The sequence below is a fragment of the Nocardia sp. NPDC087230 genome (genome assembly GCF_044744725.1).
In the GTDB taxonomy this organism is placed as follows: domain Bacteria; phylum Actinomycetota; class Actinomycetes; order Mycobacteriales; family Mycobacteriaceae; genus Nocardia; species Nocardia canadensis.
Map to the genome: position 1 here is coordinate 391,432 of NZ_JBIUYV010000002.1, position 14,220 is coordinate 405,651.

Genomic DNA, 14,220 nt, shown 5'->3' on the forward strand with positions numbered 1-14,220 from the left:
TCACAGGAGCGGCGACCACGCGGTGAGCCAGCGATATATCGGGGGACCGTACAGGCGAACCATTACCGCCCAGTTTCAAATCGGGCGAAAAATTGCGGGGATGTTATGAACTAATCTTACGTAATTATCGTTGACCGGAATTATTCACGTACACAACGCAAAAGGGGCCGATCAGGTTTATCCTGACCGGCCCCTCCTGGACTGCGACGCGACGCTACGGCCTGCTCAGCGCGTCGACATTGACGTTCTCGCCCAGCAGCTTCGCCTCCGGCTGACCCGAGAGCATGCCCTCGAGGACGTTCTTGCCGATGGCCGCTTCCTGCGGCAGCGGGATCGGGTAGTCGCCGGTGAAGCAGGCGGTGCACAGCCGGGTGGCCGGCTGCTCGGTGGCGGCGATCATGCCCTCGGTGGAGATGTAGCCGAGGCTGTCGGCGCCGATCGAGCGGCGCACGTTCTCGACCATGTCGACGTAGCTGTCGTCGGCGCCCGTGCCGTTGGCGATCAGCTCCGCGCGCGAGGCGAAGTCGATGCCGTAGAAGCAGGGCCACTTCACCGGCGGCGAGGCGATGCGGACGTGGATCTCCAGCGCGCCCGCCTCCCGCAGCATGCGAATCAGCGCGCGCTGGGTGTTGCCGCGCACGATCGAGTCGTCGACGACGATGAGCCGCTTGCCGCGGATCACCTCGCGCAGCGGGTTGAGCTTGAGCCGGATGCCGAGCTGGCGGATGGTCTGGCTCGGCTGGATGAAGGTGCGGCCCACATAGGCGTTCTTCATCAGGCCCTGGCCGTAGGGAATGCCGGAGCCCTGCGCGTAGCCGACCGCGGCGGGCGTGCCCGACTCGGGCACCGGGATCACCAGATCGGCCTCGATCGGATGTTCCTTGGCCAGCTTGCGGCCGATCTCCACGCGGGTGGAGTGCACCGAGCGGCCGGCGATGGTGGTGTCGGGGCGAGCCAGGTACACGTACTCGAAGACGCAGCCCTTGGGCTCGGGGTTGGCGAAGCGCATCGAGCGCACGCCGTCGGAGTCGATGGCCAGCAGCTCGCCCGGCTCGATCTCGCGGACGAACGCGGCGCCGACGATATCGAGCGCGGCGGTCTCGGAGGCGACCACCCAGCCGCGGTCGAGCCTGCCCAGCACCAGCGGGCGCACGCCGTGCGGGTCACGCGCGGCGTAGAGGGTGTGCTCGTCCATGAAGGTCAGGCAGAACGCGCCGCGCAGTTGCGGCAGCAGCTCCATCGCGGCCTGCTCGATGCTCGAGTCGGCGGCGGCGTGCGCCAGCAGCGCGGTGACGATGTCGGAATCGGAGGTCGCGCCGGTCATCTGCGGGCGACCGTCGATCACGCCCGCTCCGATCAGGCCCAATTCGCGTGCGCGACCGGCCAGTTCGGCGGTGTTGACCAGGTTGCCGTTGTGGCCGAGCGCCAGGCCGGAGCCGACGGCGGTGGTGCGGAAGATCGGCTGCGCGTTCTCCCAGGTGACGCCACCGGTGGTGGAGTAGCGACAGTGACCGACGGCGATATGCCCCGGCATCGCGCCTAGCGTCTGCTCGTCGAAGACCTGGGAGACCAGGCCGAGATCCTTGAAGACCAGGATCTGGGAGCCGTCGGAGACGGCGATACCGGCCGCCTCCTGCCCGCGATGCTGCAGGGCGTAGAGGCCGTAGTAGGTGAGCTTGGCGACGTCCTCATCGGGAGCCCAGACGCCGAAGACGCCACACTCCTCGCGGGGCTCGTTCTCGGGCTCGTGGGGGTCATTCACCGTTTGCTCCCTGTTCGGGCGGGCTGGGGGCACCCGTCATTCTACGGGTGTTCAGGGTCTCGACGTACACCGCGGCGCAAACCTGGCGCAATCGACCGTGTGCGATCACCCAGATTCCGGGGGCACAGCTGCTACCGTGCCGATCGTGACCACCGATGACAGTGCGCACGAATCAGCCGATTCCCCGGCGTTACCCACCGTCAACGCCGATTCGGCGCCGAAGGATTCCGATACCTCACCCGGTGGTGGAGCGAGATCGGCCACAGTCGGGATCTCGCGGCGGCAGTGGGTCAGGATTCTCGTGGCGCCGACCACTGTCCTCGCTGTCGTGTTGTCTCTGCTCGGCATCATGTACCTGGCCTATATCGCCGATCCGGAGGGGAATCTGCACGATTTCCCGATCGTGCTGGTCAACCAGGACGTCGGCGACACCATCGACACCGGCGGCCGGACCGAGCACGTGAACTTCGGTAAGCAGGTCGCCGATGCCCTGGTCGCGGGGGTGCCCGCCGACCAGGTCGATCTGCGCGTGGTCGGGATCAGCGAGTCCGAGCGGTTGATGCGCACCGCCCAGATCTACGGTGCCGTCATCATTCCCAGCGACTTCAGCAAACGGCTGGGAATTCTCGGCGTCGGCAGTGTGGTCGGCGGCGAGATCGAGCGCCCGATCATCACCGTGCAGACCAACTCCGGGATGGGCCCGTACTCGGCAGGCATCGTCACCCGCATCGGGGCGCGGGCGATGGCCGAGGTGAACAAGCAGGTCGGGCAGCAATTGAGCACGCGGGTCCGCGACACCCTCGCCGCGACGCCCGCGGGCGCGCCGACACCGGAGATCTCCGGCGCCGCCCAGCTGACGCTGGCCCAGCCCATCCAGGTGGTCGAGCAGGAATGGCGCCCGCTCGGCAAAGGCTCGGGCCTCGGCCTGACCGCGTTCTTCTACGCGCTGCTGATCCTGATGGCGGGTGTGGTCGGCGCGATGGTCATCCACACGATGGTCGACGCCCAACTCGGCTTCCAGCCCACCGAGTACGGCCCCTGGTACGTGCACTATCCGCCGACGCCGATCTCACGGTTCCACACCCTGCTGATCAAGTGGGGCGTGATGATCGTCGTGGCCGTGGTGATCTCGCTGCTCTACCTGGCCGTGGCGAAGGTCCTCGGTGTCGCCGGGAACCAGCCGACGCAGCTGCTGCTGTACTCCGTCCTCGCGCTGGTCGCGGTGGGCATGACCTGTATGGCGTCGCTGGCTGCCTTCGGCACCGCCGGCCTGCTGATCAACCTGGCCGTGTTCGTCATTCTCGGTCTGCCCTCGTCGAGCGGCACCGTCCCGATCCAGGCGGTCCCGACCTACATCGCCTGGCTGGCCGAATTCGAGCCGATGCACCAGGTGTACCTGGGCATGCGCTCGATCCTGTACTTCGAATCCGACTACACCGCCGGACTCGGGCGGGGAATCTGGATGGCGCTGCTCGGGCTCGGCCTCGCCGTGGTCGGCGGCATCGTGATCACCAGGTACTACGACGTCAAGGGACTGCACCGGGAGAACCTGATCGACACGACGAAGACGGACTGACCGCGCGCCGGTGTCACCGGGGATCGACCGGCACGATCGGCAGCCACGCCGCGATCTCGCCTGCGCGCGTCCCCGACACCGACAGCACGCCGGCGGCCACCGCGTCGTCGAACGCCAGCAATCCGGTGGCAAGCAACAACCAGGTGCGCGGGTCTGCCTCCACCACGTTCGGCGGCGTCCCCCTGGTGTGCCGTGGGCCCTCGATGCACTGCACGGCGACGAACGGCGGCACCCGGACTTCCACCGAGTGGCCGGGAGCGTCCGCCGCCAGCGCCCGCGCGGTCCCCCGCACCGCCGCGGCCAGCACGCTTCGCTCCGGCCCCGGCGCGTCCGCCGAACGCAACCAGTCGGCCACGGCGGTCACCGCGGCGCGCACCTCCGCCGGATCTACTGTCTTCCGTCCCGCCATTCGCGCAACGCTACCGATCGCGACCGGTCGCCGACGAGGCGGCGGGAGCCGAGCATCGGTGCGGACGGCGCCGCGGATCGATCAGCCGCGTCCGGCGCGCAGGGCGTCGATGCGCAGGTCGAGGTACTCGACCATCATCCGGCGCGCGTCGACGCCACCGAGCAGGGCGAGGCGTTTGGTGTGGGCGAGCAGGAGCAGGCCGGACAGGTGGGCCAGGACATCGGCGGTGATGACGCGGGCGCGTTCTTCGGTGGCGCCGAGTTCCACGGCCGCGGAGACGATCGGGCCGAGGCCGGACAGCATGGCCGCGTTGAGGCCGGCGTCCAGTTCGGCGCCGAGACCGTGCGGGCGGATGCCGCCGCGGAAGAGATAGAAGCCCAGGTCCAGGTCGCGGGGGTTGCCGTCGTAGAAGTCGAAGAACGCCAGGCCCGCGGCGCGGAACCGGGCGGCGGGGTCGTCGAGGGTGGTCACCGCCGCCACCTCGGCCGAGAGCCGGGCCAGCGATTCGCCGAGCAGCGCGGCGTAGATGTGCTCCTTGCTCGGGAAGTAGGCGTAGAGCGCGCCGGGGGTGTAGCCGGCCGCGGTGGCGATGGCCCGGATATTGGCCGCGTCGACGCCGTCGGCCTCGAAGATCGTCCTGGCCGCGCGCAGGATGATCGCGCGTTTCGCCTCGGCGATCTCGTCACGGCGCTCCGCCCGGCTCGATTCGGCCACTGGTCCCCACTTCCCTTCGATCGGGGCTTCACGCTACATTCTGAACAACGTTCAGCACAGTGAACCATGTTCAGGAGGTGTCATGCCGAGCTCCACCGAGCCGACCGAACCGACGACGCTGCGGTTGCGCAGCTCCGACGAGCTGACCCTGGTCGCCGACAGCTTCGGCACTCCGGGCGGCCCGCTGGTCGTGATGCTGCACGGCGGCGGCCAGAACCGGCACTCGTGGAAGCGCACCGGCCGCGCCCTGGCCGCGGCGGGCATGCACGTCGTCGCGGTGGACGCCCGTGGCCACGGCGACAGCGACTGGTCGCCCACCCGCGACTACACCCGCGACGCCATGGTCGGCGATCTGCTCACCGTGCTCGATCAGCTCGGCGCCACTCCCGACAACGGCGCGGTCGTCGTCGGCGCCAGCATGGGCGGCATCACCGGCCTGCTCGCGACCGCCGACCCCGCCGGCGCCGCGATCCGGGCGCTGGTGCTCGTCGACATCGTGCCCCGCTCGGAATCCAAAGGCGTGGAACGCGTCATGGACTTCCTCGGCAGACACCGCGACGGCTTCGACACCCTCGATCAGGTCGCCGACGCGGTCGCCGCCTACCTCCCGCACCGGCCGCGCCCCGACAACGCCGACGGCCTGCTGCGCAACCTGCGTCAGCGCGAGGGCCGCTGGTACTGGCACTGGGACCCCGACCTGCTCAGCGGCCTCGAGGACAACCCGCAGGCCCGCATCGCCGACATGGAAGCCGCCGCCGAGGCACTCACCATCCCGGTCCTGCTGGTCCGCGGCGGCAAGTCCGACGTGGTCAGCGACGAGGGCGCCGCCGCCTTCCTCGCCCTGGCCCCCCACGCCCGCCTGGCCGAGATCACCGCCGCCGCCCACACCGCCGCCGGCGACGACAACGACGCCTTCACCGACGCCGTAGCCGGTTTCGTCGCCACCACCTGACCATGCCCGATTCGGCTGGCGAACTGGACCAGAAACGCATCACGGTGACGGTGGCATCCGGCCACAACCCGTAGTCACCCGGGATGGTCCGCACTGTCGACAAGGCGATCACCCAGTGCCAGGCGCAATGCACGGAGGGCGGTCACACGCCACGCCCCGAGCGGAGTTCGATCCGCTGCGCCACGAGCGGCAGCATCGCTCCCCCGGCGTTGATCGCCAGGTGCAGCAGGGCGGGGGCGGTCGCGCTGCCGGTGTGCCTGCGCAGCGCGCTGAAGACCAGTCCGGCGAGGGTGGTGAGCGCGACGGTGCCCGGCACCGATTCGCCGGTGGCCCGCGCCGGACGGATATGGCACAGACCGAAATCGAGCGCGCCGACCGCCGCGGCGACGCGCGGGTCCGCGACGTCGTCGAGCAGTGGATCGAGGGTGCCGCGGAACATCGCTTCCTCGGCGAGCACCGTGCCGACGGGGATGTGCAGGGCGACCCATTCGAGCGTGGATGTCTCGGGCACCCGCTCGGCGACCTCGAGCGGCACCTTGCGCAGCGCCGGAACGGCCAGCGCCACACCGTAACCGGCGAACACCAGCGCGGCACCGCCCATCCCCCAGCGAAAACCCTTGGCCGACGACCAGTTCGGCCGCCCCCCGAACACCAGCGCGTAGCTCGCCGCGAACCCGAGGTTGGCCGCGGTGCGGCCACGCAGCCGAAGGCGCGACGCGGGGAGCAGCCGATTACTCCACAGCAGCGGCAGACCCAGGGCCGCACCCACTCGCATCCGCTCCCGCAGACCGGGTGCGCGTCCCCAGCTGCGCCGCGCGGAGCGCCTCACCACCGAAGCTCGCAGCACTCGAACGCGACACCGCGACCAGCGCTCGCCGACGCCCACCGGGCAGACCACCCGCCGCAGGACGCGCGATACGCAAGCACCCGCGCGCCCCTGCTCACTTGACGGCCCGCTCGAACTCGTCCGCCGAATCCAGTGCGGCCCGGATACTTTCGACGACGTCCCCGCTCACCCCGGGCGGCGCCGCCACCGCCAACCACCCGTCCAGCACCAGGCTCCCGTAACGATGGCCGTGCCCGTCCGAAACCCCTTGGGCGTTGGTGAGATCCGCGGTGACCTGCCAGAACGTCACGAACGGTGCCCACCGCATCTGGGTGGACACATCCGGTCCGCGCGGTTCGCTGAGCCAGTCCGGCTGGGTCAGGATCAGATCGGCCGACCACCACACGATCGGGTCGGACGGATGTTGCAGGTAGGCGATGCGGGGTTCGCGCCAGGTCGCCGCGGGGCCGAGATCGCTTGCGTCGTCGGCGAATCGGACGACGAGCCCATCGGCGTACACCGGGGCCACCTCGGGTGAACCGGGGTCACGCCGGTCGACGAACTGGCTCCACAGCCGATTCGAGTTCGGCGGCCCGACCCACAGCGCCCCGTCGACCTTCTCGCGCAGGTCACCGAGCCCGTCGAACGCCTCCTCCGAACCCTGCGACCCCAGACTCTCCCCGTAGACGAACAGCTTCGGCCGCTGCCCCTCCGGCTGGGCCAGCCAGCGCTGATACACCGCGTCGAACAGCTCCCGGCTCGCCGCGGCGGCCTTCTCCCGGTCCGACAGGAACGACAACACGCTGGGCAGATAGGAGTACTGCGTGGCCACGATCGCGGTGTCGCCGCCGTAGAGGTATTCGATCGCGCCCGCCGCCGTCGCGTTCACCCAACCGGTCCCGGTCGTGGTGACCACCACCATGGCCTCGCGGTCGAACGCGTTGGTCCGCTCGAGTTCGGCGACGGCCAGCTGCGCGGCGGTCTGCTCGCCGGTCACCGATTCCAGCCCGACATAGGCCCGAATCGGTTCGCGCGCGGTCTTTCCCGTCACCTCGGTGATGTCGTCGGCGCTCGGTCCGTTGGCGGCGAACCAGCGGCCCTCGTACCCGAGGGTCTGCCACGGCGCGAGCGAGGTGGCGCTGCCCGAGCGCTCCGGTTTCACGGGCTGCAGCGCGTAGTCGGAGGTGTGGTCGTTGCGCACGCTGAACGCGGAGTTGGCCACCGCGAAGAACGCCCGCGAGGCGACACCGTTGAACACCGTCACCGCGAACACCACCAGCACCAGCGCGCCGGCGGCGGGCGCGAGTTCGCGCGGCACCCGCACCCAGCGGTTGAGCTGGCGGGCCAGCACGAGCACCAGGGTCCGGATCGTGCGGTAGGCGGCGACGACGGCGATCCCGACGGCCACGCTGAGCAGCCCGGTGCGCAGGTAGGCGGGCGTCGTCGTCCCGGCCATCCCCATCAGCGAAGTGATCTCGCGCTGCCAGCGCGCCGACTGCACCAGCATCACCGCCGCGACCAGCGCGCACACGACCAGCACGGTCGCCTTGATGGCGTACCGCAGCCGATCCGACGGGCTCGGGATCGGGATCCGCGCCCGCACCCAGCGCCGGAAGATCCATTCGAGCACACAGCCGAGCCCGTACCCGATCGCGGCGTTGATCCCGCTGATCAAGCCCTGGAACAGCCAGTCGCGCGGGACCAGCGACGGCGTCACCGACAGGGCGAAGAACAGCGTCGCCAGGACCAGACCGGGGTAATTGAGGTCGACGATGTCCTCGACGCGGCGCAGCAGCTCGGCGCCGCGCGCACGCAACGTCACGAGGGTGGAGCCGGTCGCGGACACCCACCCAGTATGGCTGCCCGGTTCGGCGCCGCGGGGCGTTGTGGATGGTGGGTCGGTCACTTCCGGCGGTGTTCGGCAACTACCCATCGCACTCGAGTAGTTTCACGCGCCCGCGACAATCCCCCGGTCAGCACACTGATTCCCATGAGCACACCCAATGCCAAGCCGAAGAACACCTCGGCGTACATGGTCCAGGCCGCGATCGCGTTCGGCGTCAGCCTGATCGGCACCGGCGCCGGGATCGCCTACCTGCCGCTGGACGCCTGGCAGCGCGGATTCCTCGCGATGTCCGGGCTGTTCCTCGTCACCAGCTGCTTCACCCTCGCCAAGGTCGTGCGCGACCAGCAGGAGGCGCAGTCCCTGATCGGCCGGATCGACGAGGCGCGGCTGGAACAGCTGATCGCCGAGCACAATCCGTTCCGAACAGTGTCGTAGCCGGGACCGGGCAGCCCCGATCGAGGGGTTCGGCGCTGCCCGGCCCGGCTACTTCAGCTGATGCTCGGTGGCGGCCGACTCGACCAGAAACGCCTTGATCCGCGCCGCCAGTTCCGGTGTGTAGTCCGGTGGTTCGGCCACCGCGGCCCACGCGTCGGGCACGACATTGCCGTAGTTGTGGCCGTGCCCGTTGGATACCGTCTGCGCGCGTGGCAGATCCGCCGCGACCTGCCAGAACGTGACGATCGGATACCACGACATCGCCGGGGACACATCGGGTCCGCGCTTCTCGCGCAGCCAGTCGGGTTCGGAGAACAGCAGATCCGGCGACCACCACACCACCGGGTCGGACGCGTGCTGCAGGTAGACGATGCGCGGGTCGGTCCAGTTGTCCGAGGGCCTCGCCAGCTGATCGGCGCTGGCGGCGAAGCGCACCGAGAGCCCGTCCGCGAAAATCGGGGTGATCTCCTCGGTGCCCGGATCGCGCCTGCGCACGAACTCCGCCCACAGCCGGTTCGAATTGGGCGGGCCGACCCAGAGCACGCCGTCGGTGCGGTTGCGGATGTCGGCCAGGCCGGAGAACGCGCCCTCGGAGCCCTGCGAACCGAGGCTCTCGCCGTAGACCAGCAGCTTGGGCCTGGCGTCCTCGGGCAGCGCCGCCCAGCGTTCGTACACCTTGTCGAACAGCAGGCGGCCCATGGTCATCGACTTGTCACGGTCGGACAGGAACGACAGGGCGCTGGGCAGGTAGGAGTACTGCGTCGCGACCAACGCGCTGTCCCCGTTGTACATCAGCTCGATCGACTCGGCGCTGGTCGAGTCGACCCAGCCCGTGCCGGTGGTGCTGATCACCACCAGCACTTCCCGTTCGAAGGCCTTGGTGCGGTCGAGTTCGGCGACGGCCAGGTCGGTCTGGGCCTCGAAGCCGTCGGCCGATTCCAGCCCGGCGTACACCCGGATCGGTTCGCGCGCGGGCTTTCCGGTGACCTGGCCGATGGCCAGCGCGGTCGGCGCGTTGGCCACGAACCATCGGCCCTCCGAGCCGAGGGTGTCCCACTTGGCCAAAGACTCGGGACTGCCGGAACGTTCGGGCAGCGTCGGCTGGATCGCGTGCGCGGAGGTGTGGCTGTTGCGGGCGCTGAACGCCGAATTCGCCACGGTGAAGAAGGCTTTCGCCAGCACGCCGTTGAACAGCAGCACAGCGGCGATCATCACGATGACCACGCCGAGCGGCCGCGCGAACGACGCCGGAATCCGGACCCACTGGTTCAGGCCGCGCGCGACGGCACGCACCAGCCGGACCACCCCGCGCGAGATCCAGATCAGCAGGCCGACCACCACCGCACCCACCAGCACGGTGCGCGGGTAGCCCGAATCGGAGATCGGTTCCATCCCCATCAGATCGGTGATCTGGTGCTGCCAGTGCGCGGACTGGACGCTCAGCGCGATCGAGACGATCAAACAGCCCAGCACGATCACGGACTTCACCGCGATCGACGTCCAGCTCGGCCGCTTCGCCCAGACGTCGGCGAGCCGGTCCGGCCGGGTGATCCTGGGGAGAACCCATTTCCGCCAGGCCCAGGCCAGCGCGCAGCCGATGCCGTAGCCGATGGTGGCGTTGATGCCGCTGACCAGGCCCTGGAAGAACCAGTCACGCGGCAGCAGCGACGGCGTCAGCGACCAGCAGAAGAACACCGTGGCCACGACGAGCCCCGTGTAGTTCGGGTGGAAGAACCGTTCGACCAGGTGGATTCCGCGCAGGACCGGGTTGCCCGGCGCCGCAGGGGTGTCCGGCGCGGCGGGAGTGTCCGGCGCGGCGGGGTTGGCGTGCGCCGCCTCGGTGGGAGTCGAGCTCGTATCCTCTGTCGTCAAGCTCGACTCCCATCCGATCAGGCGGTGTGCGCTCCGAACAGCTTAGGCAGGGTGCCCTCGAACGCCTCACGCAATTCGGCGAGTGTCACCGAGAACTGGCCCTGCACCTCGATCGAATCCGAGCCCTGGTCGACCACGCCGATGCGCACCCACGGCAGCTGCCGCGCGTCGCACATCTTGGTGAAGCGGGTCTCCTCCGAGCGCGGCACCGCGACGAGCACCCGCCCGGCCGACTCCGAGAACAGCTGCACGAACGGGTCCGAGCCCTCGGGCAGCACGATGCGGCACCCGGTCTCGCCCGCCAGCGCGGCCTCGACGACGGTCTGCGCCAGGCCACCCTCGGATAGGTCGTGCGCGGCGGAGATCATGCCGTCGCGCGAACCCGAGGTGAGCACCTCCGAGAGCAGCTGCTCACGGGCGAAGTCGACCTTCGGCGGCACGCCACCGAGGTGATCGTGCACGACCTGCGACCAGATCGAACCGTCCAGCTCGTCGTTGGTCTCGCCGAGCAGGATCAGCGACTCGCCCGGCTCCAGGCCCAGGCCGGTCGGGATGCGGCGGTGCACATCGTCGATCACGCCGAGCACGCCGACCACCGGGGTGGGCAGGATGGCATCCTTGCCGGTCTGGTTGTAGAAGCTGACGTTGCCGCCGGTCACCGGAATGCCCAGGGCCGCACAGCCGTCCGCGAGACCGCGCACGGCCTGCTGGAACTGCCACATCACGCCCGGGTCCTCCGGCGAACCGAAGTTCAGGCAGTTGGTGACAGCCTTCGGGGTGGCGCCGGTGGTGGCGACATTGCGGAAGGCCTCGGCCAGCGCCAGCTGCGCGCCGGTGTACGGGTCGAGCTTGGTGTAGCGGCCCGAGGCGTCGGTGGCCAGCGCGATACCGCGGCCGGACTCCTCGTCGATGCGCACCACCCCGGCGTCGGCGTGCTCGGCCAGCACGGTGTTGCCGCGCACGTAGCGGTCGTACTGCTCGGTGATCCACTTGCGGCTGCACAGCTGCGGGCTGGCGATCATCGTCAGCAGGGTCTCGCGCAGCTCGTCGGCCGTCTTGGGCCGGGGCAGCGTGGCGGTGGTGTCGGCGATCAGCGCGTCCTGGGTGTCGGGACGCTGCACCGGGCGCTCGTACACCGGACCCTCATGGGCGACGGTGCGCGGCGGCACGTCGACGACGGTCTCGCCGTGCCAGGTGATGACGAGGTGATCGCCGTCGGTGACCTCACCGATGACGGTGGCCAGCACGTCCCACTTCTTGCAGACGGCCATGAAGGCGTCCACGTTCTCGGGAGTGACGACCGCGCACATGCGCTCCTGCGACTCGCTCGACAGGATCTCGGCGGGGGTCATGTGCTTGGCGCGCAGCGGGACCTTGGTCAGGTCGATGTGCATGCCACCGTCGCCGGCCGCCGCCAGTTCGGAGGTGGCGCAGGACAGCCCGGCGCCGCCGAGGTCCTGGATGCCGACGACGAGTCCGGCCTTGTACAGGTCCAGACAGCACTCGATGAGCACCTTCTCGGTGAACGGGTCACCGACCTGCACGGCGGGCAGCTTCTTGCGGCCGGTGCAGGTCTCCTCGCCGGAGAAGGTGTCCGAGGCCAGCACGGACACGCCACCGATGCCGTCGAGGCCGGTGCGCGCGCCGAACAGGATGATCTTGTTGCCCGCGCCGGAGGCGAAGGCCAGGTGCAGGTCTTCCACGCGCATCGCGCCCGCGCACAGCGCGTTCACCAGCGGGTTGCCCTGGTAGGAGGCATCGAAGACGGTCTCGCCGCCGACGTTCGGCAGGCCGAGGGAGTTGCCGTAGCCGCCGACGCCGCGCACGACGCCGTCGACCACGCGACGGGTGTCGGCCGCGTCCGCCGCGCCGAAGCGCAGCTGGTCCATCACCGCGATCGGGCGCGCGCCCATCGCCATGATGTCGCGCACGATGCCGCCGACGCCGGTGGCCGCGCCCTGGTACGGCTCGACGTAGGACGGGTGGTTGTGGCTCTCGACCTTGAAGGTGACGGCCCAGCCGTCGCCGATGTCGACCACACCGGCGTTCTCGCCGATGCCGGCCAGCATCGAGGCCTTCATCTCGGGCGTGGTCGTCTCACCGAAGTAGCGCAGGTGCACCTTGGAGGACTTGTAGGAGCAGTGCTCGCTCCACATCACGGAGTACATCGCCAGCTCGGCGTCGGTGGGCCGCCGGCCCAGGATCTCCTTGATGCGGGCGTACTCGTCGTCTTTGAGACCGAGTTCCTTGTACGGCTGCGGAGCATCCGGGGTGGCTGCGGCGGTGGCGACGGTGTCGACCTGCAGTGTCACGGGAGACCAGGGTCCTTTCGGCCGGGGGAACTTGACTACAGAGTCTAATTGGCTATGCCGAGGCCGCCCGCTCGGGCCCGTGTTGCGAACAAGTGACAGACCTCGCACCCGGCCTGGTCACACCTACGCTTCGCCCGGCTACGCACCCGTTAGTCTGACGCCGTGAACGAGAGTCCGGGGGTTGCCGAGCAGGTCGAGTCGACTGCTCCCGCGCATGACGCGGTGCCGAGTTCCACTCCGGCCGGACCGGCGGCACCCCCACCCGGGCTCTCCACCCGTGACCGACGGCTGCGCTGGCTGGCCGCCGCGATCGGATTGTTCGTCGTCTCGGCCGCGGTGGCGCTGCTCGCGCACTGGTGGCACGGCTACATCGACCTGCGGGTCTACCGCAACGGCGCCCGGGTCTGGCTCGACGGCGGCGACCTGTACGGGCCGATGCCGCCGGTCTACGGCCTCGGTCTGCCCTTCACCTATCCCCCGCTGGCCGCCGCGTTCTTCGTGCCGCTGGCGCTGATGCCGATCCCGGTCGCCGAGGTCGTCGTGCTGGTGACCTCGCTGCTGAGTCTGGGGATCGCGCTGTGGCTGGTGCTGGTCCGGCTGCGTCCCGAGCTCGACCGGATCGCGGTGCTGACCGTGGTGATCGCCGGGCTCGGCCTGGCCCAGTTCCTCGAGCCGGTCCGCCAGACCTTCAACTTCGGCCAGATCAACCTGATCCTGATGGCCGCGATCAGCCTCGACATCCTGGTGCGCAAACCGTTCTGGCCGCGCGGCATGCTGATCGGCATCGCGGTCTCGATCAAGCTGATCCCCGCGGCCTACCTGCTCTACTTCCTGCTCAAACGGGACTGGAAGGCGGCGATCACCCTGGTCGCGTCGGCCGTGGGCGCGGTCGGGATCGGGTTCCTGCTGTTCCCGGCCGATTCGGTGGAGTACTGGTTCCACACCGTCACCGACACGGGCCGCATCGGGACGCCGTACTTCGCGGGCAATCAGTCGATCAAGGGCACGCTGTTCCGCCTCGGGCTCGACGAGTCGATCGCCACCGGGCTGTGGATCGCGCTGTCGGCCGTGACGGTCGCGCTGGCCGCGGTGTGGATGTACCGGCTCATCGGCGCCGGCAAGGACGTCTCGGCGCTACTGGTCAATGCCGCCGCCGTGCTGCTGGTCTCGCCGGTCTCGTGGTCGCACCACTGGGTGTGGGTCGCGCCCGCGCTCGTCGTCGCCGTCGACCAGGTCACCCGCCGGCGCTCGCGCGGGTTCACGGCCGTGGTCGCGCTGTTCACCGTGATGTTCATCATCGGACCGCAGTGGGTGTTGCCGCATTCCGGCGGCAAGGAACTCGACTGGGCGTGGTGGCAGCAGATCATCGGCAGCGCCTACGTGTGGGCGACGTTCGCGGTGATCGTCTACGCCGTGATCACCTACCACCCCGCCAGGAAAGCCCCCGCCGCACCGGAACTCGCCACCGCCTGACGGGGAAATTCGCGCGGCGACCCGGTCACATCGGACCGGCGTC

General features: G+C 69.6%; 11 protein-coding genes. 4 read left to right on the forward strand and 7 right to left on the reverse strand.

The genetic code is table 11. The annotated features are described in order from the left end of the window. Nucleotides 1-214: 214 nt before the first annotated feature. Nucleotides 215-1,762: an amidophosphoribosyltransferase gene (purF, locus tag ACIO52_RS07995; RefSeq protein ID WP_308248498.1), complete on the reverse strand. Its 1,548-nt coding sequence runs from the start codon at nt 1,760-1,762 to the stop codon at nt 215-217. 301 nt (nt 1,763-2,063) lie between these two features. Between purF and ACIO52_RS08000 the strand changes: the two genes are divergently transcribed. Next, entirely contained in the window at nt 2,064-3,338 is a 1,275-nt protein-coding gene (locus tag ACIO52_RS08000; protein WP_402642565.1) for a YhgE/Pip domain-containing protein, read from the forward strand. A gap of 13 nt (nt 3,339-3,351) precedes the next feature. On the opposite strand, the gene ACIO52_RS08005 is transcribed toward ACIO52_RS08000, so the two are convergent. Continuing rightward, nucleotides 3,352-3,747: a sterol carrier family protein gene (locus tag ACIO52_RS08005; protein ID WP_218718751.1), complete on the reverse strand. Its 396-nt coding sequence runs from the start codon at nt 3,745-3,747 to the stop codon at nt 3,352-3,354. 81 nt (nt 3,748-3,828) lie between these two features. Further along, nucleotides 3,829-4,461, reverse strand: coding sequence for a TetR/AcrR family transcriptional regulator (locus ACIO52_RS08010; protein WP_218718750.1), 633 nt, complete (start codon nt 4,459-4,461; stop codon nt 3,829-3,831). Nucleotides 4,462-4,543: 82 nt separating this feature from the next. Here ACIO52_RS08010 and ACIO52_RS08015 point away from each other — a divergent pair, with 82 nt between their 5' ends. After that, nucleotides 4,544-5,413, forward strand: coding sequence for an alpha/beta hydrolase (locus ACIO52_RS08015; protein WP_316573431.1), 870 nt, complete (start codon nt 4,544-4,546; stop codon nt 5,411-5,413). A gap of 142 nt (nt 5,414-5,555) precedes the next feature. On the opposite strand, the gene ACIO52_RS08020 is transcribed toward ACIO52_RS08015, so the two are convergent. Beyond that, on the reverse strand, nt 5,556-6,188 hold the full coding sequence (locus ACIO52_RS08020; protein ID WP_316573430.1) for a CPBP family intramembrane glutamic endopeptidase: 633 nt from the start codon (nt 6,186-6,188) through the stop codon (nt 5,556-5,558). 166 nt (nt 6,189-6,354) lie between these two features. Then, the gene (locus ACIO52_RS08025; RefSeq protein WP_402642570.1) at nt 6,355-8,085 is read right to left on the reverse strand and encodes an alpha/beta hydrolase; all 1,731 of its coding nucleotides are present in this window, start codon (nt 8,083-8,085) and stop codon (nt 6,355-6,357) included. A gap of 144 nt (nt 8,086-8,229) precedes the next feature. Between ACIO52_RS08025 and ACIO52_RS08030 the strand changes: the two genes are divergently transcribed. Then, nucleotides 8,230-8,520 (forward strand): YiaA/YiaB family inner membrane protein, encoded by a 291-nt coding sequence (locus ACIO52_RS08030; RefSeq protein WP_218718747.1) that lies wholly within the window; start codon nt 8,230-8,232, stop codon nt 8,518-8,520. A 48-nt stretch (nt 8,521-8,568) separates the two neighbouring features. Here ACIO52_RS08030 and ACIO52_RS08035 read toward each other — a convergent pair whose 3' ends face one another. Both ACIO52_RS08035 and purL read right to left on the reverse strand, forming a co-directional pair. Further along, nucleotides 8,569-10,392, reverse strand: coding sequence for an alpha/beta hydrolase (locus tag ACIO52_RS08035; RefSeq protein ID WP_402642574.1), 1,824 nt, complete (start codon nt 10,390-10,392; stop codon nt 8,569-8,571). A gap of 17 nt (nt 10,393-10,409) precedes the next feature. Then, nucleotides 10,410-12,704 (reverse strand): phosphoribosylformylglycinamidine synthase subunit PurL, encoded by a 2,295-nt coding sequence (gene purL, locus ACIO52_RS08040; protein WP_402642577.1) that lies wholly within the window; start codon nt 12,702-12,704, stop codon nt 10,410-10,412. A gap of 162 nt (nt 12,705-12,866) precedes the next feature. Here purL and ACIO52_RS08045 point away from each other — a divergent pair, with 162 nt between their 5' ends. Next, on the forward strand, nt 12,867-14,177 hold the full coding sequence (locus ACIO52_RS08045) for a glycosyltransferase 87 family protein (protein WP_402642580.1): 1,311 nt from the start codon (nt 12,867-12,869) through the stop codon (nt 14,175-14,177). The last annotated feature ends 43 nt before the right edge of the window (nt 14,178-14,220 follow it).